Origin of the sequence: Moritella sp. F3 (genome assembly GCF_015082335.1) — a bacterium.
GTDB lineage: Bacteria > Pseudomonadota > Gammaproteobacteria > Enterobacterales > Moritellaceae > Moritella.
The window spans coordinates 91,037-110,868 of the sequence record NZ_BLRL01000001.1 but is presented as its reverse complement, the minus strand read 5'-3'; the positions used below and the strand labels follow the sequence as shown (position 1 = coordinate 110,868).

Annotated in this window: 17 protein-coding genes and 1 riboswitch; of the genes, 6 read left to right on the top strand and 11 right to left on the bottom strand. The window is 38.5% G+C overall.

Annotated features, from left to right (window positions below; all coding sequences use genetic code 11):
* The first annotated feature begins 193 nt into the window (after nt 1–193).
* Nucleotides 194–1,015 (top strand): AraC family transcriptional regulator, encoded by an 822-nt coding sequence (locus JFU56_RS00505; protein WP_198435342.1) that lies wholly within the window; start codon nt 194–196, stop codon nt 1,013–1,015.
* Between the two features lie 68 nt (nt 1,016–1,083).
* Here the strand turns inward: JFU56_RS00505 and JFU56_RS00500 are convergent, their stop codons facing one another.
* Nucleotides 1,084–2,136: an alkene reductase gene (locus JFU56_RS00500; RefSeq protein ID WP_198435341.1), complete on the bottom strand. Its 1,053-nt coding sequence runs from the start codon at nt 2,134–2,136 to the stop codon at nt 1,084–1,086.
* Between the two features lie 171 nt (nt 2,137–2,307).
* On the opposite strand from JFU56_RS00500, the gene JFU56_RS00495 reads away from it, so the two are divergent.
* Nucleotides 2,308–2,889, top strand: coding sequence for a TetR/AcrR family transcriptional regulator (locus JFU56_RS00495; RefSeq protein WP_198435340.1), 582 nt, complete (start codon nt 2,308–2,310; stop codon nt 2,887–2,889).
* A 58-nt stretch (nt 2,890–2,947) separates the two neighbouring features.
* Here JFU56_RS00495 and JFU56_RS00490 read toward each other — a convergent pair whose 3' ends face one another.
* On the bottom strand, nt 2,948–3,823 hold the full coding sequence (locus JFU56_RS00490; protein WP_198435339.1) for an alpha/beta fold hydrolase: 876 nt from the start codon (nt 3,821–3,823) through the stop codon (nt 2,948–2,950).
* 198 nt (nt 3,824–4,021) lie between these two features.
* Here JFU56_RS00490 and JFU56_RS00485 point away from each other — a divergent pair, with 198 nt between their 5' ends.
* A complete protein-coding gene (locus tag JFU56_RS00485) occupies nt 4,022–5,191 on the top strand; it encodes an alkane 1-monooxygenase (protein ID WP_198435338.1) in 1,170 nt (389 codons plus the stop codon).
* Between the two features lie 88 nt (nt 5,192–5,279).
* Here the strand turns inward: JFU56_RS00485 and JFU56_RS00480 are convergent, their stop codons facing one another.
* Nucleotides 5,280–6,908, bottom strand: a complete 1,629-nt coding sequence (locus JFU56_RS00480) for an ABC transporter ATP-binding protein (RefSeq protein WP_198435337.1) — start codon at nt 6,906–6,908, stop codon at nt 5,280–5,282.
* Between the two features lie 12 nt (nt 6,909–6,920).
* Nucleotides 6,921–7,415 (bottom strand): hypothetical protein, encoded by a 495-nt coding sequence (locus JFU56_RS00475; RefSeq protein ID WP_198435336.1) that lies wholly within the window; start codon nt 7,413–7,415, stop codon nt 6,921–6,923.
* 597 nt (nt 7,416–8,012) lie between these two features.
* On the opposite strand from JFU56_RS00475, the gene JFU56_RS00470 reads away from it, so the two are divergent.
* Nucleotides 8,013–9,560, top strand: a complete 1,548-nt coding sequence (locus tag JFU56_RS00470) for a sodium:alanine symporter family protein (RefSeq protein WP_198435335.1) — start codon at nt 8,013–8,015, stop codon at nt 9,558–9,560.
* A gap of 238 nt (nt 9,561–9,798) precedes the next feature.
* Nucleotides 9,799–10,038 (top strand): plasmid replication protein RepB, encoded by a 240-nt coding sequence (locus JFU56_RS00465; protein WP_198435334.1) that lies wholly within the window; start codon nt 9,799–9,801, stop codon nt 10,036–10,038.
* Nucleotides 10,039–10,128: 90 nt separating this feature from the next.
* Here the strand turns inward: JFU56_RS00465 and JFU56_RS00460 are convergent, their stop codons facing one another.
* The 6 genes from JFU56_RS00460 to JFU56_RS00435 all read right to left on the bottom strand — a co-directional run bounded on the left by JFU56_RS00460 (nt 10,129) and on the right by JFU56_RS00435 (nt 17,208).
* Nucleotides 10,129–11,139: an adenosine deaminase gene (locus tag JFU56_RS00460; RefSeq protein WP_198435333.1), complete on the bottom strand. Its 1,011-nt coding sequence runs from the start codon at nt 11,137–11,139 to the stop codon at nt 10,129–10,131.
* Nucleotides 11,140–11,206: 67 nt separating this feature from the next.
* A riboswitch (purine riboswitch) is annotated at nt 11,207–11,306 on the bottom strand.
* Between the two features lie 110 nt (nt 11,307–11,416).
* Entirely contained in the window at nt 11,417–11,809 is a 393-nt protein-coding gene (locus tag JFU56_RS00455; protein WP_198435332.1) for an MEKHLA domain-containing protein, read from the bottom strand.
* A 113-nt stretch (nt 11,810–11,922) separates the two neighbouring features.
* Nucleotides 11,923–13,119, bottom strand: coding sequence for a hypothetical protein (locus tag JFU56_RS00450; RefSeq protein ID WP_198435331.1), 1,197 nt, complete (start codon nt 13,117–13,119; stop codon nt 11,923–11,925).
* A gap of 7 nt (nt 13,120–13,126) precedes the next feature.
* Complete coding sequence (locus JFU56_RS00445) at nt 13,127–13,957, bottom strand: outer membrane lipoprotein-sorting protein (RefSeq protein ID WP_198435330.1); 831 nt, start codon at nt 13,955–13,957, stop codon at nt 13,127–13,129.
* Nucleotides 13,958–13,973: 16 nt separating this feature from the next.
* Nucleotides 13,974–16,370, bottom strand: a complete 2,397-nt coding sequence (locus JFU56_RS00440) for an RND family transporter (protein WP_198435329.1) — start codon at nt 16,368–16,370, stop codon at nt 13,974–13,976.
* A 238-nt stretch (nt 16,371–16,608) separates the two neighbouring features.
* A complete protein-coding gene (locus tag JFU56_RS00435) occupies nt 16,609–17,208 on the bottom strand; it encodes a TetR/AcrR family transcriptional regulator (RefSeq protein ID WP_198435328.1) in 600 nt (199 codons plus the stop codon).
* 445 nt (nt 17,209–17,653) lie between these two features.
* Here JFU56_RS00435 and JFU56_RS00430 point away from each other — a divergent pair, with 445 nt between their 5' ends.
* Entirely contained in the window at nt 17,654–18,742 is a 1,089-nt protein-coding gene (locus JFU56_RS00430; RefSeq protein ID WP_198435327.1) for a tyrosine-type recombinase/integrase, read from the top strand.
* 157 nt (nt 18,743–18,899) lie between these two features.
* Here the strand turns inward: JFU56_RS00430 and JFU56_RS00425 are convergent, their stop codons facing one another.
* Nucleotides 18,900–19,295 (bottom strand): ribbon-helix-helix protein, CopG family, encoded by a 396-nt coding sequence (locus tag JFU56_RS00425; protein ID WP_198435326.1) that lies wholly within the window; start codon nt 19,293–19,295, stop codon nt 18,900–18,902.
* Nucleotides 19,296–19,832 lie beyond the last annotated feature (537 nt).

Here is a 19,832-nt window from a genome sequence, read left to right as displayed (position 1 = left end):
TTATTTTTAATAAGTAATCAAATAAGTAATCAAATAAGTAATCAAATAAGTAATCAAAAGCGTGCTGCTATTTGTTTACTTATTTGAAGATTGTCTTCCTTGGTTATAAATATAGTGCTTTCAATAAGTCTAAAGGGATGACATAGTCCTAATATTGAACCCAATCGTCCAAACAGTTTACTATGAGGTAATAATGGATCCGTTATCAGTCATTCTTCAACGCTTCTCGATGAACACCGACGTATTTTTCACCGGAAACCTGTGTGGTATTTCTAATTTCAACCGAGATCCTAACAAAGGTCACTTGCATCTATTACAAAGTGGCGAGATAACCATTATTGATGAACAGGGCGTTTCACATTTAATTGACGAGCCAACCGTCATGTTTTTTCCCACACAGCATGCCCACCGAGTAATTGCGAGCAAAGACAATCCCCCGAAATTAGTTTGTGCCAACATCGTTTATAGTGAAAATACAACTAATCCGATTGCGGATGCCTTACCTCGATTACTATGCTTCAAACTCAGTGAGAACGAAGCATTAATGAAAACAGCGCAGTGGTTGTTTGCAGAGGCATTTAATGAAGATAGCGGTCGCCTGCCGATGATTAATTCCCTTACGGACATCTTTATCATTTACGTGCTTCGCCATGTAATTGATAACAATATCATGCAGCATGGTCTACTTGCCGGGTTAGCGCATCCACAACTATCTAAAGTCTTGTTAGCCATACATGACGCACCGGAAAAACAATGGGGATTGGAAGATATGGCAGCGCTAGCGTTGATGTCTCGATCAAAGTTTGCCGATGTATTTAAACGGACGGTAGGTCAAAGCCCTGGGGACTATATAATTGATTGGCGTATTATCATTGCTAAAGGTCTATTACAACAAAACAAGCCTGTGTCCATTGTGGCTAATGCCGTGGGTTATGAAAATGGCTCTGCGCTGGCGAGAGTATTCAGGAAGAAATTAGGGATATCACCGAAACAATGGCTTGAAGACACGCATTAATAAAAAGGGCTAGCGTAATGCTAACCCTTTACAACAAAACTGCTTAGCCTTAAGCCAGCAACTTAACCTTAAACCAAACTCGTCAACATACTATCTGAGTATTCAACCAGCTCTTTGCCATCACGAACACGTTCAACATAATCAGGATTGGCAATAAACGGGCGGCCTATCGCAAGCAGGTCAAATTTATCATCCGAAATTGCTTCACTACCCGCTTCAGCGGTAAAGCTACCAACACCAACGAGTGTCTTGTTATATATACTACGAACATAACTTGAAGCGCGGCCACCTAAATAGTCAAATTCCATCGCGTCATCGAAAACACCAATATGCAGGAAAGCTAAATCACGTTTTTCAAGCTCAGGGATTAGATAATCGAAAACAGTACGGTCGCGACTATCACCAGCCATATTGAAGTATGCACCAGGTGATACACGTAGTGCCGTTCTGTCATTACCGATACGAGCAACGATTGCATCTACTACTTCAAGCGCGAAACGCGACATGTTCTCTGGAGTCTCGCCATATTCATCACTACGACGGTTACTGTCATGATGTAAGAATTGGTCAATTAAATAACCATTAGCACCGTGAATTTCAACACCATCAAAACCAGCATCGATAGCGTTAGCTGCAGCTTGAGCATAATCACTCACTAACTGAGTAATCTCTTCAACCGTTACCGCCTTAGGTGTTTTGTAAGTCAGTTCACGCATTCGAGGAACAGTGCCATCGACACCGACTGCAGAAGGTGCCATTACATCTTGACTACCTGTTGCTTGATAAAAGTGTGGGTGTGCTACACGACCTGTATGCCAAAGCTGTGCAAAAATTTTACCATCATTTTGATGAACTGCATCAGTCACTGTTCTCCAACCATCAATTTGTGCTGGCGTAAAGATACCAGGGGTATTTGGATAACCTTGGCCATCAGGACGAATGATCACAGCTTCTGAAATAATTAACCCCGCTTCGCCTCGACGGCCATAGTAGTCAGCCATATCTTGAGTCGGTACTAATTCATCATCAGCCATACAGCGAGTCAGCGGCGCCATAAGAATGCGATTTTTTAAAGATAAAGTCTTATTAAGTTCATAAGTTTGAAATAAGTTAGCAGTCATATAGTGCCTCTGATTATTAATAATCTATTCTTGAATGAACGTTCAAGATATTCTTTTTTGAATGATCATTCAAGAACTATTTTTGAATAAACATTCAAAATTGATTATAATAGTGACATTGCACAACATGACTCTGATATAAAGAGTCTCACTAAGAGTTAATGATTAGCCATGCGTATTGCAGAATTTGATAGAGAAAAAGTACTGAGATCTGCTATGACCTCCTTCATGGATAAAGGTTACGGTAAGACAAGTATGCAAGACTTGAAACAAGCCACAGGTTTACACCCTGGTTCTATCTATTGTGCGTTCGAGAATAAACGTGGCCTTCTGTTAGCGGCACTAGAGCAGTACCACCTCGATAGAAATGCTGAGTTCGCTGGTATTTTTAGTGGTCAACGCCCAGTCCTTACAGAGCTTAAAGCCTATCTGGATCATATTGTTTTAGAGTGTCAGAGCTGCGATGCCTCTCGTGCTTGCTTACTGACTAAAGCGCTGAATGAAGTCGCAGAACAAGATGCAGAAGTACATGACATTATCACGCTTCATTTAGCTAACTGGCAACAAGCGATTACCCAGGTGCTGCAAACGGCAATTGATCAAAAAGAAATTGTAAGTGACCGAAACGCTGATTCACGCGCTCACTATCTAATGATGGGAATATATGGTTTAAGAACATTTGCCCACACACACCCTGAAGGAAATACCATACAGCAATTAGCCGAGCAGCTTTATCAAGATGTGTGTCGGTAACTCGAACATTTTAAGCAACCCAGCTTATCTTATACACATAATACTTTTATAACTTAGTTTACTGCAGGGGGCTATTATTTTCTAACCAAGATAAAGGGTGTTCCCATAAATGACTTGCCTTACGACTAAAAAACTTCATATGGCCTATTTCACTTAAATTACAAGCTTCTGGCGATAAGGTCAGTCTCTCAGCGTCCATATTTTCAAACACGGTCAACATATCGGCCACATTTACATCAATCGCGATGTCATCGTCGGTGGCATTCACCCATAGCGAAGGTGTAGAGAGAGTGTTGTACTGATGATTATGTATCGATTTCCCAAAAGCTGTCTTTACATAACCTTGTCCATTACACCAATGACGCCATTGCTGGGCAACTCCTCTAGGTAAGGGTTCTCCCATCCCAAGTAACTGGGACTTAGTGTGACCAAAAAGTAGGTTGCTCATAGGTATGAAAAGATTCATAAAGAAATGTGCTTTTAATGCATACGGCATTTTCATATTTCTTAACTGACCTGAAGAGCTGGCAAAAGTGAAGATGGATCTAAGATCTCCTGCATTATGCATTAAGCCAACCAATTGGCCACCAGCGCTGTGGCCAATCAGGTGATAAGTACTATCTGGATAGGTTGTTTTGAGAAATTCAAGGACTGCAGGCATATCTTGCTCTCCCCAACACTGTAATGATGCGGTACTTGAACTGACTTTCCCCGTAAGTGACTGTCCAATGCCTCGATTATCAAAGGTGAGCACTGCATATCCATGCTCAGCTAAAAAACAAGCGAAGCTTTTGTAAAATTGCTGAATTATTCCAGTCGCAGGACAGATCAATATTGCTGCTTTTACTTCGCTTGTGGGCTTAAACAGTGTAGCCGAAAGCTTGTAGCCATCTTGGCAATAAACGTCTACGTCATCTATTAAAAAATTATCCATTTCAAACTCACTCGTCCAAGTAACATATCAATAACATTGTACGTAAGGTCATACCAGTTGCAACATATTATTGGAAACTACAAATTTGCTGAACGACCTCCATAAAATCAAACCTAGCGCTTATCCTGAGTCAGACTATTATAAACAAGTACAAATAATCGAAATGCACAATCACATTAATTTCATAGAGGGTGAAGTATGAAATATTTAGGGACTTTTACAGCTCATGATGGCACTACTTATACCGATAAAAAGAGATACTTTTGGTTATTATCTCTCCTATTACCAAGTATCGCAGCTGCTGGTCCACTTTTGTTTATGGCTTTTAACCATGAATTCATACTCTGGTTCTTTTTCCTTTTTAGTTATGGTTTCTTCCCTATCATGGATCATGTCATGGGTGAAGATACCAGTAATCCCCCTGAGGTTATCATTCCTCAGCTTGAAGCCGACCCCTTTTATCGTCATATCACTATTTTGCACGTACCAGTTGTTATCGTTATATTTATATTCTGCGGCTGGTTTATTGGCAATTATGAACTGAGCTGGAGTGGTTATCTAGCGACGGCGCTTTTGGCTGGTAATGTGGGTGGACATGGCTTAAATATAGGCCACGAATTAGGCCACAAGAAAAATAAGTTTGACCGTAAATTAGCTAAGCTAGTCCTCGCTGTAGCTGCTTACGGCCATTTTTTTATAGAGCATAACCAAGGTCACCATAAGCACGTGGCGACACCAGAGGATCCTGCATCTTCAAAAATGGGCGAAAACATCTATCACTTTGCAATAAGAGAATTACCTGGTGCGATCTTAAGAGCCTACCACCTAGAAAAACGACGCTTAAATAAGTTAGGTAAATCAACGTACTCTTTCAAAAACGAATTTTTTCAATCCATATTATTGAGCTTTACTATCTATGCCAGTTTAGCCGTTTGGTTAGGTTCGGGAGTCATCCCCTATTTGTTCATCTCCGCATTCTGGTCAATGTGGCAACTCACTTCAGCAAACTATATCGAGCACTACGGTCTGTTAAGGAAGAAGCTCCCTAATGGCAAGTATGAACGGCCTCAGCCTCATCATAGCTGGAACAGTAACCACGTGTTTTCAAACTGGGCTTTATTCCATTTACAACGTCATTCTGATCATCATGCTAATGCGACCCGTAGCTATCAATCTCTACGTCACTTCAACGGATTACCGACACTACCAAACGGTTATTTTGGTATGTATCCAATCGCGTATATCCCCTGGTTATGGTTTAAAGTGATGGATAAACGCATCGTCAATATTACAGACGGAGATGTTTCCAAAATCAATATGCTACCGATAAAAAGAGAACAATTGATTGCAAAATACAAGCTAACATAAAGCAAATATATGGCTATATTAGAGTTCAACATAGCGTAGGTATAAAAAATGCCGCGTATTGCGGCATCTCATTTTTCATTAATGAAAGCTAAGCTACACTCTCGATAGCCTCTTCATCCAAGTCAAACGACGCATTGATAAGTTTTTTAGTGTAATCGTGCTGCGGGTTATGGAATATGTCCTCAGCTGTTCCCTGCTCCATCACTCTACCTTTTTGCATTACTAATACCCGATCAGATAATGCTTTGACGACTGAAAGGTCATGACTGATGAAGATGAAACCAATGTTGTTTTTAACCTGGATCTCTTTAAGTAAATCAATCACGGTGAGCTGAACAGATCGGTCGAGTGCCGAGGTTGGTTCATCCAACAAGATAAATGACGGTTTCAAGATCAGCGCTCTAGCAATTGCAATACGCTGACGCTGACCACCAGAAAACTCGTGCGGATAACGATTGATTGAGTTCGGCTCTAAGCGTACTTCTTCAAGCGCGAGACAGGCTTTTTGTAACCTTTCCTGTTTAGACATCAGGGGTTTGTGCACCCTTAAGCCTTCAGTAATTATTTCGCCAACGGTCATACGTGGTGACAAAGAGCCGTACGGGTCCTGAAAAACCATCTGAACGTCTTTTTTCAGATCAAACCTGTCCTTATCACTCAGTAAGCTGAGGTCTTGACCTTTATAAGAAAGGTTACCAGAGAATGGCAGTAGGCCAATAATGGCACGTCCCAGAGTCGATTTACCTGAGCCTGACTCACCAACAATGCCCAAGGTTTCACCTTGTTTCAGTGTAAGCGAGATACCTTTCACCGCTTCAAAATATTCACATCTACTGGGTATAAAATGAGATTTAATCAGGAATTTAACCTGAATATTTTCAGCTCGAAGCAGTTCTGGAGCCGTTGCTTCGATTGGCTCTTTTTGACCTTTCGGGACTGAATTAATCAGCATCTTGGTATATTCGTGTTGTGGTTCCTGGAAAAGTAGTCCTGTTTCCCCTTCTTCCACAATTTCACCTTTGCACATCACCAGCACTCGGTCTGCAAGATGTTTAACAACGCCAAGATCGTGCGTAATGAATAAAATAGCCATGCCCATTTTATTCTGGATTTCTTTTATTAAATCCAAGACTTCGGCCTGTACGGTCACATCTAGCGCAGTGGTCGGTTCATCGGCAATTAGAATGTCAGGTTCATTTATCAGTGCCATTGCAATCATAATACGTTGCAACTGACCGCCTGAAAATTCGTGTGGAAACTTGCTGTAAGCTTGTTCAGGGTTTGGTAAATGAACCAGAACAAACAGTTCTAAAACACGTATTTGAGCCTGCTTTTTAGACACTTTACGATGGCACATAATGGCTTCTGCAACCTGAATTCCCACTCGCAAATAGGGGTTCAGAGACGTCATAGGTTCTTGGAAGATCATGCCAATTCGCTCGCCTCTGATAGACTGCATTTGACGCTCTGTTTTATCTAAGATCGATTGTCCTTCAAAGACAATGCTCGATTGAGAAGATACAACACCATTATCTGGTAGTAGGCACATCAAAGCATTGGATGATACAGATTTACCTGAACCCGATTCACCGACAATAGCCAGTGTTTCACCGGATTTTAAATCAAAGTTAACATTTTTAACCGCATCAACCATTCCGTCATTGGTAGTAAAACTGACGGAAAGATTACGAACGCGAAGAATAGTTTGCTTTAGCATAATACGTCCTTATCAATTTAACAAATGCGTTGAATTGGCTTGATCTGAGGTGACTCTTAACTTAGCAAAGTGATGATGTGCTTTCTGGATATGTTCGTATTTAAGCATCCACTGAGCATCGCGTTGAGCGTGACAAAAAGCGCCCATATGACGTAGAATATCTTCACTCTTATTATCGATTAGCGTCATCGTTCGTTGAACAAGGTTACTTGTTTCAAGTGATATGAACTGAAGTAGCGCATAAGATTGGTTCAACGTTGCAAATGCGCTGTGTTGTTGCCCCATTTTATTGAGAATTTCAGACTGTGCGACAGTGGCATCTCTTAATCCTGATATCAAACATGAAAATTGGCACGGTTTAATATTCTCATTTTCTAATGCCTGATGAATATGTATCGGCAGATTGTCTAATACCTCCGTATATAACTCATGAGCTTCAGACCAATAACCATGTTCTATTAACTTTTCTGCCTTCAGGTAACGCATCCAGCATTGCTGCAATTCCATAATCCACCTCAAATCTATAAGACAATCAATCTTAATGAGATTTATTATCAATTGCAAATCAAAATTATTCTCGCAGTGTGATGTATCACTAAAATAGCCACACAACACTAATTATACGCGATTGAGTCAATTAAATAGGCGGATTAAGCTATAAACATCGATGACTAAAACCGAAATAGGTAATAGCATTAATGACAAATTAAGTAAAATTAGAACCTTTAAAAACTAGATTTAAGATCGTAAATAGACTAACTCTTTTTAAGTATTTACGCCCGAACCAACTAACTAATTTAGAGTATTATGCTGATAAAAGGTGATAAACTTAACAGATCGTAAGCAATAAAACGTTAATAGCAGATCATCTAACAACAGTTAATACTTAGATTTAACGACTGGATATACCCCACTTTAGTGGACTATAAAACTAAACTAAATAAATACGGAAGTATAAAAATTCACTACGAAACACTGTGAATTGTTGCTGGAATGTTTATTTATTGCTAATTTATTTTGCCATGGAGCGGTAAATACAGTGTTGAATAGTGAATTATTCTATTGGTATCGCTTAAATAAGATAAAACATGGATGGAATTGAATATGATCACAAAGGTTAGTCGCTACATTATCGTAATGTTAAGCATGTTTACCTCTTCGGCTTTTGCCGCCAGTGAATCAGTTGGGTTTGATAAGGCTGTGGATCAGTTCTTTAATGAAAACCTCAGTTGGTTTGCTAACACTATTTTCACCTCAGTCCCTGTTAATGGGGCAAACTTCCCTATCATCGTTGGCTGGTTATTCGTCGCCGCTATTATCTTCACCTTCTATTTTGGTTTTGTGCAGTTCAAACGCTTTGGTCTTGCAGTTAAGATCGTTAAAGGTGACTTCACGGATCCGAATAAAGACGAACCAGGACAAGTTTCCCACTTCCAGGCATTAACTACGGCGCTGTCAGGTACTGTCGGATTAGGTAATATTGCCGGTGTTGGTGCAGCCCTTGCTATTGGTGGTCCCGGCGCGACGTTTTGGATGATCCTCTGTGGCCTGTTAGGTATGGCATCTAAGTTTTGTGAATGTACCCTTGGTGTAAAATATCGCAACCAGTTACCAAATGGTGATGTATCGGGTGGTCCAATGTATTATCTGAGCCGTGGTTTAAAAGAACGCGGCTTTACAAATTTAGGTAAATTCCTAGCTGTAGGTTTTGCAATCATGACTATTCTGGGTGCGCTTGGTGGTGGCAACATGTTCCAAGGCAACCAAGCGAATGCAATGATAGTGCAAACATTGGGTCTACCTGAAGGTTATGGTTGGGTAACGGGTGTTATTCTAGCGTGTATGGTTGCATCGGTTATTATCGGTGGTATGCCATCAATCGCAAAAGTAACGGGTAAGCTTGTCCCTACGATGGCGTTATTGTATGTCGGTATGTCAGTGATTGTATTAGCATCTAACGCATCTATGATTGGTGATGCATTTGCCCAAATTATTGATGGTGCCTTTACGGGTTCGGGTGTTGCTGGTGGATTTGTTGGTGCATTAATCCAAGGTATGAAACGTGCGACATTCTCGAATGAAGCCGGTGTTGGTTCAGCTGCGATTGCCCATGCAGCGGTAAAAACCAAAGAGCCAATCACAGAAGGCTTAGTTTCAGTACTCGAACCTTTCATTGATACTGTTGTTATTTGTACGATGACAGCCTTAGTCATTACAATCTCAGGCATGAACAATGGCGAACTAAGTGGTGTAACACTGACTGCAGCAGCATTTACTGAAACGGCGGACATATTCCAATACGTGCTCGCTGTAGCTGTTGTGATGTTTGCGTTCTCGACAATGATTTCGTGGTCTTATTATGGTCTTAAAGCATGGACTTACCTGTTTGGTGAAGGTAAAACGACTGAGCTTGTATACAAAATTATGTTCTGTTGTTTTGTTGTCATCGGCGCAAGTGTAAGCTTTGGTGCTGTTATCGACTTCTCTGATGCCGCTATCTTTGCAATGTCTATCTTCAATATTATCGGTTTGTATTTCTTAATGCCGGTAGTGAAAAAAGAACTACAATCGTTTATTTCCCGTGTTCAATCAGGTGAAATCAAAGATTACAGTAAAGAAGCTGTGTTGGTATCTAAACAGTTAAAAGACTAATTTTTAACGTTTTAATTTAAACGACTGACTCTAATGATAAAAAGCCCAGCTAATAACATAGCTGGGCTTTTTTAATTTAAACCACTGATTCTGAACGTGACGCTCATAAATAGCCGCATAATTACTATATAGTTACCATATACACACCAAATCAAATTCTAAATTTGATTGCTAAAAACTTAGTTTTGATTGTAAGATATACGCTGTAATTTGACCCTATTTATAGAGATTTAATAGCTTGGAACTTAAAGAATTAAAGGTTTTGTTTGATAATGGCGGCCTGAAGAAAATAACAGTAAAACGAGCACCTTTGATGAATGGGTATATTATTATTGCCCAAACCACGAATAAAAATGTGCATGTGATGACTTCTCAACGTGAAGAGTCCAATACACCACGAGCATTTAAGACAATTGATGCTGCCGCAGCAAATGCACAAAAGATTGGTTTTAAGAAGATAAGTATCGATTTCACGTAACATGAAATTGCACTGTATATATATACAGTGTAATTTATCCCCCCGTAAAAATGGCACTTTACGGGAGTTTTACTCATGATTAAGTGCTATTTATGAATGATGAAGGGTTAAATAAGCTTCGTTAATTGCGAACAGCCGCTTTTTTTCAAGAGCTGAAATGAAACTGGCATCAATCGCATTAAAAGTAAATTGCGCTATTTCAGCTTTCGTCATGTTATGTGCATCTGAAACGGCCATAAAGTTGTCAGTCATGTAACCACCGAAGTATGCAGGGTCATCTGAATTTATCGTAACGCAAACGCCTTTACGCAAAAGCTCGACAATATTGTGTTCAGACATTTCCTCAAATACTTTTAGCTTGATGTTAGATAACGGACAAACAGTCAGCGGTGTCTTTTTACGTGCTAATTCTTGGACAAAGGCCTCGTCATCCGAGCAGCGTACACCATGATCAATCCGTGTTATCTGTAACAAATCTAACGCATCTCGAATACTACTGGCAGGACCTTCTTCACCGGCATGGGCAACAGTTAAAAAACCTTCATTTAATGCACGCTTAAACACGCGCTCAAATTTACCTGCTGGATTACCATTTTCAGATGAGTCTAACCCGACAGCGATAATCTTGTCCTTATGCTGCAATGCTTGCTCTAATGTTGTAAATGCAGACTCTTCATCCAGGTGGCGTAAGAAACACATGATTAGCTGACTGGTAATATTGAGTTCAGATACCGCTTTCGATAATGCTCGTTCAATACCGTTAACGACAGTATCAAAACTTATCCCGCGTTCAGTGTGAGTTTGTGGATCGAAGAATATTTCGGTATGAACAACATTATCGTTTTTGCAGCGCAGTAGATAAGCCCAAGTCAGGTCAAAAAAATCTTGTTCTGTAATAAGAACATTCGCCCCTTGATAATAGATATCTAAAAACGATTGCAGGTTGTGAAAGTTATAAGCATCTCTGACATCTTCAAATGACTCGAATGGAATGGTGATATTATTGCGCGCAGCAAGTTCAAACATGAGTTCAGGCTCAAGCGTGCCTTCGATATGTAAATGGAGTTCTACTTTTGGTAAGTCTTGAATAAATTGTTTCATGATTAAGTTCCTAATAAGATTTATTAAGCACTTCTCTTTAATAACAGACACTACAAAGAGAAAAGCACTAAAGTACTAAACTCTTCGTAATCAGGAATTATAGGTTCCTGGTAGAGACCCCTAATCCATATCATTAGGGTTATACGAAGGGAAAACTAATACCACAATTGAAATGCAGTATTAGTTTGAAACTGATTGTACAGAATGTAATTTAGCAAGTCTATGGTTTAAACATAGCAGCTTGACCGCAAAAAGACCCATTGTTATCAATAAGGTTTCACACAGTTGCATTTTCTATCCAAAAAGTACGACCGCTAGCGGATATACGTAAACCGCGATAATCATCGATAAAACCAAACTGAGTGACTCTTGCCAGTAGATCCGCTCTTTCATCACGATCCATCGGCTTTGCTGATTTCCTTGATGGTAAAGCAATAAATTCAGACCAGCTTAACTCGAATGACTTTAATGCTGACTTGTTACCATAATTGAATATTGGATCATTTTCAGTACCATGAGACACCAGCACAAAGTCAGCATTAAACAAGGCCTCGCCAATATCACTATCGTGACAGTCAATGAGCCGTCTACCCGTTAGGCGTTGGTAACTTGATATTAAAAGTGCGGCATGTTCGTAGAAAAATCCATTTTTTTGGTTTGGTTGGTCCATTGATAAGGTCCTTGTTGTCAATGAAAGCACGAGACAAGGACCTATTATTACATAACTATTCGTAAAGGTAACATAGCTGAAAGTAAAGACTCATGAGTTACTTACATCCGAGGTTAAAAATAACCATTAAACTCAACTCTAGCATAGCTGTCGTTACGCAAGTCGTAAGTGGGATTGCCTAACACTGCATTGCCAAAATACCTAGCTTCAACACTCATACTCCAACTGTCTGTTAATCTATGTTGTGCTTCAACGGACATCATGACTGAATTGTCATCTAAATCAGTACTGCCAATCAATAGTATTTCGGTACTATCAGCATTGTTTAATACCCAACGAGTGCCAAGAACAACATCGTTTTGCTGTAGACTAGCTGTGTCATCATCCCTTTGATCATACTGATATTCAACGATTAATCCCAAGTCTGCGCTACTTCCAGCTAATCCAACCAGGGTATATTCAAACCCTGCAACAGAGGCAAAGTAATCGGTGTCAGAATCTGGCTTCACGCCGATAGTCTCCATTTTCCAAGCCCAGTCTTCTATTGTAGCCTGTAAATCTACACCGTATTGTTGGATCTGTCGGTAATAAGGCGTTAACAGTACAGCACTATTACCATTCGTTGTCGGCATCAGTATTGGTGTTCTATCCGTGCCATTAAAGTAACTTAACCCAACATCCCACACATCAATAACGTGACTCCAACGAAATGCATAATCAATATGAGATTGTTCCTGGCCTGATTCATAAATCGTATTGTCCTGATCGACATTAATACCCGGACGTAATCGCCCTGCTTCACCTGTGAATGTGCGCTCTCTGAACCCAGGTAAAATGAATATTTCATAAGCACCATGGTCAGTTTCAAAGAACGTATTGATCATAGGTTGGCCAAGTTTTTCTTCTCCATCTATACTCTCTACTAAATCCGTTTGGTTAACAATATCAACAAGATGTGCTGATTCCGTAACCCCCCAAAATACTTGTCTAACCCCTGCATATAACTCAAAACGGTTAAACGCGCGCCAATAATAAAGCTCCCTAATATCAGCATGATTTCTCTCATCGTCAACGCTATCAATACGACCAAACACACTGACCTCAAAGCGTTGGTCGCCATTATCCCAGTCATGGTAATAATCGATATCAGTACTCAATGAAAGATACAGGTCTTCTTGTTTTTCATACAAAGGTGATTCAAAAAATGCCGTCGATTCAATGCCGACATTCCCTGATAATTCACCTGTTACGCCGATCGTAATTGAACCAGTTAAAGCTAACACTGTAAGTAAAACTACTGATTTATGCATCCTTTCATTACCTCGCACGAGACAGACTATTACGGCTAAAATCACGATCACTGAAGCCATTATCGAACTGCCAATTTTGGAAATTTAGCACCGTCTTTTTACTGGTTTTATGATTTATCATCGTCCATGTATCTGCACGCCAGTACTGCCCAAGGTATTGATTAAAATCACTTACTGACAGTGTTTTGAGTAACTCTCCACCACGGTTAAAGTAATTTACTTTCCAAACGCGATACTCTTGAGTATCAATGAATACTTCCTGACGTGAGTATCCCGATTTGCTATCTTTTGGATCAAACTCAACAACAAAATGTTCACGCCCATCAAAGGTTTCATTCTTCATGTAGTTATAAGTATATTTACTGACTTCTTGCGAGGCTATATCTTCAAATGCAAACTCACTGCCCATGAAAGGGCCTGACTTGTTACTGGATGCAATACGTTTAACTCGTTTTAACGCGGGTAAATACAGCCACTGATCATCAGCACCTTCTCGATGCGTGTAGGACAAAAACGCGGTTCCTTTTACATCGCGCGGATTATCAAATATGATCTGAGATTTATCACCGTCATTTTTCTGTTCCATGGTTTTGTTACGCATGATACGTATTGATTGTTCACCATGGCGATTAGTTAAAATCATTTCCATTGATGCAGACGAGTCACCAAACCCTTGATCGCGTTTGTCTGCTTCGACAACAATGGATAACCCTTTTTCTTGGGTTGTTTCAGCCATTGCAAATGATGTATTAAATACAGTGATTAATACACTGAACAACAAGGTTAATTTTAGTCCATATTTTATATTTACATGTTTTTCGTTTGTTTCTAGTCTCATGATTTATATCCTTATATTATTCAGATGCTAATTTATGTGTGTGCTTATTAACTTTGCTTTTATCTGCCGCTTTTAGATGTTTGCTTGGCATGTTTTCATCTTTGTGATCTTTACTTCTTGCTTCCATCTTGAGTAAAAGAACCGGCAACAATAAGAAGTCGGCAATCATCGCAATCGCAATGGCAATGGCGGTTAAAATGGCCATGTTAGAATTCATACCAAAACTTGATTGTGCCAACACGCTAAACCCGGCAATTAAGATAAAGGAAGTCACAACAATTGCAGTGCCCACGGTTGAAAATGCATAGAGAACCGCAGCTTCAGGTGCCAACAGTTTTTCAGTCCGCGCTCGTTGATACTTACTTAAAAAGTGGATGGTATCGTCAACCACAATCCCAAGCACCATGCCTGTTACCATCGCAACTGCAAGATTCACTTCTCCAACAAATAGTCCCCATAATCCAAACGCTAATCCTGCAGGTAATAAGTTAGGAATTAAGCTAACGATACCCAACTTCACACTGCGCAATGCAATACCTATTAACAGTGAAATAATAATCACCGCAATCAAGGTACCGCCGATCATACTATCGATATTGCGTTCTGATATATGCGAGAACATCACTGCAGGACCAACACCTATGGCCCTAATATTGGCATTGACTTGCAACCAATCCGTACCACGTTCTGCGATATCAACTAGATCTCCAGATGGCATATTACTCACAGTAACAATTACTTGGGTTGAAGATTTACTAACATTAAGTTGGTTGTTTAGATCAAGACCATAAGGAAGAGACAGTTCATATAACAATAGATATTGTGCAGCGGACTCCGCATCTTCAGGTAGACGGTAGAAAGATTTATCATCGCCATGCAAGTTCATGTTCAAGCGTTTGAAAGTGTCTGTAATGGTATTTACATGTCTTACCTCGGGTTGTTCACGTAACCAGTCTGTGAAATCACTTACTTTATTGAGAAATTCAGGCTGACTTACACCATTCGTTTGACCTGAATCGAGTGAGTATTGGATCTGATAAACACCTGTAAACTTCTCATCGATGATTTCACTCGCTTGTCTGAACACCATGGATTCATCAAAATAATCAACAAAGTTGTCGTTTAATGTATTTTTAGGAATGAAGGACAATAGCAATACAGAGACTAATGTCGATGCGATCAAAATAGGTTTTTGTTTATGGATAACCCAACTACCTAACCTTTCCATTTTTTTATTTGATTGTGTTTCTACCTTTTTTATACGTAATGGTAAAACGAGCATCATCGCAGGCAGTAATGTTAAGGACAATAACATAGCGGCCATGACACCAACGGCGGTAATATTACCTAAGTCATGAAATGGTGGTGATTCACTGAAGTTCATTGATAGGAAACCAATTGCAGTCGTTACCGATGTTAAAATTACCGGTGATGCATTGATACGAATGCTATTTTTGATTGCTGTTAATTTATCAACACCCTTACGCATACTGGCAATAATGGTGCTTAATATATGAATCGAATCGGCAACAGATAGCGTCATTATAATTGTCATTGATGCTAATGCTGGCGGCGTTAATTGTACCCCCATGTAACCCGCGATCCCCATGCCAGACATAATTGAAAACATAATGACAACTAAGGTACCCAAGGTTGCAGTAAATGAACGTAATAATAATAAGGCGACGAATAAAATAATGAGATACATAGCTGGTACAAGTGTCGACATATCCAAAGTTGCGGCCTCAAAAAATGAGTTACTTAGCATGATCATACCCGCTAAATGAATTTTAACTTTATATTTACTTTCAATGTCTTGCACTAATAAACGTGCCTTTTCAACCAACTGTGGAATTTCATCTAGAGATTTTTGTGGTAACTGAAAAGTAACGTTAACACCGGCAATAGACGTTGAAGGATTGATTAATTGTCCGTTTAAAAACGGCTCAGCTAATGCAACATCACGGGCAGATTGCCTTTGTTTTTCAGACATATCTGTCGCATCAGAGACCAAATCACGAACCCAAAGATCATCGTTTTCAGATGTTGTATGTTGAAAGTTTGTCGGTGAATCGACACGTAACGTGTACGGCAATTGCCATGTTTGATTTGTTAATTCCTCCAACGCAGCTAAAGCCTCTGTTGAAAATACATCACCGTTTTCAGGGACAACCGCAAAGAGTATGTTATCTATTTGAGTATAAGTGCGTTGTAATTGCTCATATTCAATAAGTTGTGGGTTGTCTGGACTAAAAAATATACGGTAATCATTGTTAAACGCAAGTAACCGGCTACCAGTACTAAATGCTAAAACAGACATTACGGAGGTGACGATTAACAGCCAACGCCACTTAACTACCCATTCAGCATAACGACTAAATTTATCGTTGTTAACATCCATTTGTTGTTTCATTTTATTTCCTTCTTATAAAATAGGTATTTATACAAATAAACTTTCAACTTAAATACCGACCGCTCGGTATGTTTCAAGTTCAAAAAAAAGCTTAAATATTGCTCCATAAAACAATGTTTAAACTCTATTCTTACAATACGTTAAAATTCACTATTACAGTAAATAGTAGACATAAATACTAATTTAAGCGAATGTTATTCGCTATTATTCTTAACTTATGCCTAAATTACTGGTTTAACTAAGCTCTAAGACCATTTAAGTAATTCTTCATTCCATCAAGTAAATCAATCATTTGCTGTTTATCACGAGATACTTTTATCAAGCTCATCATACCTTGAAAACAAGATACGATGAGTAAAGCCGATGATCTGCAATCAACATCCTGTTTAATACTACCGGACTGTTGCATTCGCTCAAAAGATTCAGCAAACATTCTAACTTTCTTCTGGTACATGTTATTAGCAAGTTCTCTAAAGCCTTCATCTTGCGATGACATTTCTTGAGATATCGTATTAACTGGGCAACCACCAATCATATCTTCTTCACAACCCATAGATGGCATAACAGCAAATAATTCGGTTAAAGCCGTAATTGCATCATCTTGTGCTAAAACAGGTTCGAACATTTCGTGAAATTGAGCTGCAAAAATCTCTTCAAAAACAGCATAACCCAGAGCCTGTTTGTTTTTAAAATGATGATAAAGTGCACCTTTAGAAACATTTGCCTTTTTGATAATCTCTGACAAGCTCGTCGCTTTATAACCGTGCTGCCACATTTCACCAGCAGTTATATCTAAAATGGTTTGTCTTGTTAATTCTGAATCTCGAATGTCGACCATATATTTCTCTATTGACTACAAATACGGGTCACTGATAATGACTTAAATTAATAAACATCTATCAGAACTTGTATAACCCACTATACAGACCGGCCGGTCTGTATGCAAGCATGGTTGTTAATAAAGTGTAGTAATTGAATTTCTATCAATTAACATGTGAGATGGAATTAACAAACTTAGCGTAATGACTAACCATAAACCTTATGACGGAAAGTAAAACGGCCTTAACACGGTCTGAAATAAATTCTATTATTTCGTATAATTGCTATATGAATGAGTCATTTACGCGTCCATACGTGAAATCTACTAGCTAGGATACTGAACACAACGTCAGATTTCACATAGCGCACGAAAAAACAAGCCATTTATACTGTTTGCTTATACAGTTGTTAATGCTATAATTGTCGCGTAAATATTTAAGGTCTTTGATAAATGCGGATGTATAATGCCTAAAGCATTGATAAATATAAGTAATAAATCGATTGTTGCATCTAATAATTTAAGCGAAGAACACATTGAAAACCTAATTAGGTTCAGTGATCGTAAAGAACAGTTAGAAAAAAACACGCTAAAATCGTTACATTTCCATGTGAGTAAATTTAATGATTATTGTGCTAGCCGTAATGTGATCCCCTTGCCTCTACAAGATGCGACTGTACTTGAATCTTTTCTTATCAAAGAAAATGAACGTGGTTGCAAAGCGCAAACGTTACGTATTTATGCCTGGGCAGTTTCTAAAATACACAGTTTAGCAGGATTAGAGATCCCTTATTTCAAAACAGTGATCACCGCTCGTTTAAAAATAATCTCAAAACAAGAGGTCAAACTAGGTGTAAAGCGTAAGCAAGCCGTGGCCTTTTCATATAATCACCTTAGATTTGTAAATGACCAACTTAACATCAACTCACTGATTTCCATACGTAATGTTTTACTATTGAACATTTGCTATGACGGTTTGCTACGTGAAAGTGAAGCCTGTAATTTGTTTATCGATCAAGTTCAAAAAGTGAATGGTCTATATAATATCAATATTACTAATTCCAAAACGGATAAATCATTAGACGGTTCGATTGTACATTTAAGCAAATTCACTTCTAAATTACTGCCTTTATATTTACAGAAGGTAGCTACACACCATGGCCAATTTCTGTTTAAACGAATTACCCCACGAGGTGGTAAATTAGAAACGCTAAAGCTGAGTGATATAACACCTAATCCGTATGATAAACCAATATCGACGAAAACGGTTGAACTGGTATTTGCTAACACATGGCATGCTATTACCACACATAATCTAGCACTTAGTTTCGAAGAACATATCGATTTACCGGAACGACCTTTTAGCGGTCACTCGGCTCGAGTTGGTGCATCTTGCGATCTTGTTAGCGCAGGTTTTGATGACTCATTAGTTATGCGAGCAGGAAGATGGAAAACATTAAGAATGGTAGAGCTCTACACTCGTGGTGTGAATAATAAATTTGCGACGGTTAGAGAATTTAGAGAACGCCTGGAAACAATAACTAACGCCGATTAAATCTGACCAACGTCGCTACTCGTATGCAAGGTTTAAAAAATCCTATCATAAAACTATATGGTTCAGAGCTACAACAAGATTCTGTAACAATAGCTATGTAAATAATGGAAAGACATTCGCCTTTCCATTCCAGAAACTACAGTTCATTAATAGAAACTTAGCTATCAATTAGCTGAACCATTTCATTAAGCGTTGCATGAAACATGCAGCTAACATCATCATGACTGAACTCATTACCATTTAAGTTAACTGTAATTTCAGTATCATCATTATCTGTTTCTATATACAACGTATTTTTAATTTGTGGATAGTTTTCTAACAACACATTTTCTGCATGCTTCCTTGTAATCTTATTACTCAGGTGTACGGTAATAATCCCGGTTCCCAATAGTAGTTTGTTCATGCCATGTTCAAAAACATCCGCAAGCATACCTTCAACAAACTGACTTTTGGAAACATTACATTGTTCGCTTATTCTTTCTAATTTTTCGAGTAAATCTTCATACATTCTTATCGTGCTGTTCTTTCTGGTTGCGTCAGGCTTAATCTTCATATTTATACCATTGAGTCTATGAGTTAGTAAAATTCTATTTCATGTAAAATAGAATTAAAGTGAATACATAATAACATAAATTCAAGTTCATTTAAGACTTATAACTTAACTCTACATTTTAATATATAACTAATTTAATGCCTTAATTATTACTTCACTAGTAGACTAATTTTAGAATGCATAGGCTTGATATTAGTGAACGTATTAAATTACATTTCAATTTCAATTTCACAACCATTAAACGACCACATTACAACCTTAAACAATTCAGCGCTAAAACACTGAAATATAAAGTCTTTATTTCTGTTAACGGTCATTATACGAAATAAAGAGATTACCACCCAATCACGGGTGAATTATATACATCAAATATAAATGCACATTAAGAATTAAAACCCCTCTCAATTTGAACTAAACTAGTGCAGACTAATTAATCAAATAAAGACTTAAAGTTTAAATTCATAATAAAAATATAAGATACAATAATAAATTATAATTAGATTTTAATATTTACATCAAATAATCATTTATACGATT

What these genes read in the sequence shown, in the direction of transcription:
- JFU56_RS00505 (WP_198435342.1), top strand. Translation starts at nt 194, where the DNA reads ATGGATCCGTTATCAGTCATTCTTCAACGCTTCTCGATGAACACCGAC.
- JFU56_RS00500 (WP_198435341.1), bottom strand. Translation starts at nt 2,136, where the DNA reads ATGACTGCTAACTTATTTCAAACTTATGAACTTAATAAGACTTTATCT.
- JFU56_RS00495 (WP_198435340.1), top strand. Translation starts at nt 2,308, where the DNA reads ATGCGTATTGCAGAATTTGATAGAGAAAAAGTACTGAGATCTGCTATG.
- JFU56_RS00490 (WP_198435339.1), bottom strand. Translation starts at nt 3,823, where the DNA reads ATGGATAATTTTTTAATAGATGACGTAGACGTTTATTGCCAAGATGGC.
- JFU56_RS00485 (WP_198435338.1), top strand. Translation starts at nt 4,022, where the DNA reads ATGAAATATTTAGGGACTTTTACAGCTCATGATGGCACTACTTATACC.
- JFU56_RS00480 (WP_198435337.1), bottom strand. Translation starts at nt 6,908, where the DNA reads ATGCTAAAGCAAACTATTCTTCGCGTTCGTAATCTTTCCGTCAGTTTT.
- JFU56_RS00475 (WP_198435336.1), bottom strand. Translation starts at nt 7,415, where the DNA reads ATGGAATTGCAGCAATGCTGGATGCGTTACCTGAAGGCAGAAAAGTTA.
- JFU56_RS00470 (WP_198435335.1), top strand. Translation starts at nt 8,013, where the DNA reads ATGATCACAAAGGTTAGTCGCTACATTATCGTAATGTTAAGCATGTTT.
- JFU56_RS00460 (WP_198435333.1), bottom strand. Translation starts at nt 11,139, where the DNA reads ATGAAACAATTTATTCAAGACTTACCAAAAGTAGAACTCCATTTACAT.
- JFU56_RS00455 (WP_198435332.1), bottom strand. Translation starts at nt 11,809, where the DNA reads ATGGACCAACCAAACCAAAAAAATGGATTTTTCTACGAACATGCCGCA.
- JFU56_RS00450 (WP_198435331.1), bottom strand. Translation starts at nt 13,119, where the DNA reads ATGCATAAATCAGTAGTTTTACTTACAGTGTTAGCTTTAACTGGTTCA.
- JFU56_RS00445 (WP_198435330.1), bottom strand. Translation starts at nt 13,957, where the DNA reads ATGAGACTAGAAACAAACGAAAAACATGTAAATATAAAATATGGACTA.
- JFU56_RS00440 (WP_198435329.1), bottom strand. Translation starts at nt 16,370, where the DNA reads ATGAAACAACAAATGGATGTTAACAACGATAAATTTAGTCGTTATGCT.
- JFU56_RS00435 (WP_198435328.1), bottom strand. Translation starts at nt 17,208, where the DNA reads ATGGTCGACATTCGAGATTCAGAATTAACAAGACAAACCATTTTAGAT.
- JFU56_RS00430 (WP_198435327.1), top strand. Translation starts at nt 17,654, where the DNA reads ATGCCTAAAGCATTGATAAATATAAGTAATAAATCGATTGTTGCATCT.
- JFU56_RS00425 (WP_198435326.1), bottom strand. Translation starts at nt 19,295, where the DNA reads ATGAAGATTAAGCCTGACGCAACCAGAAAGAACAGCACGATAAGAATG.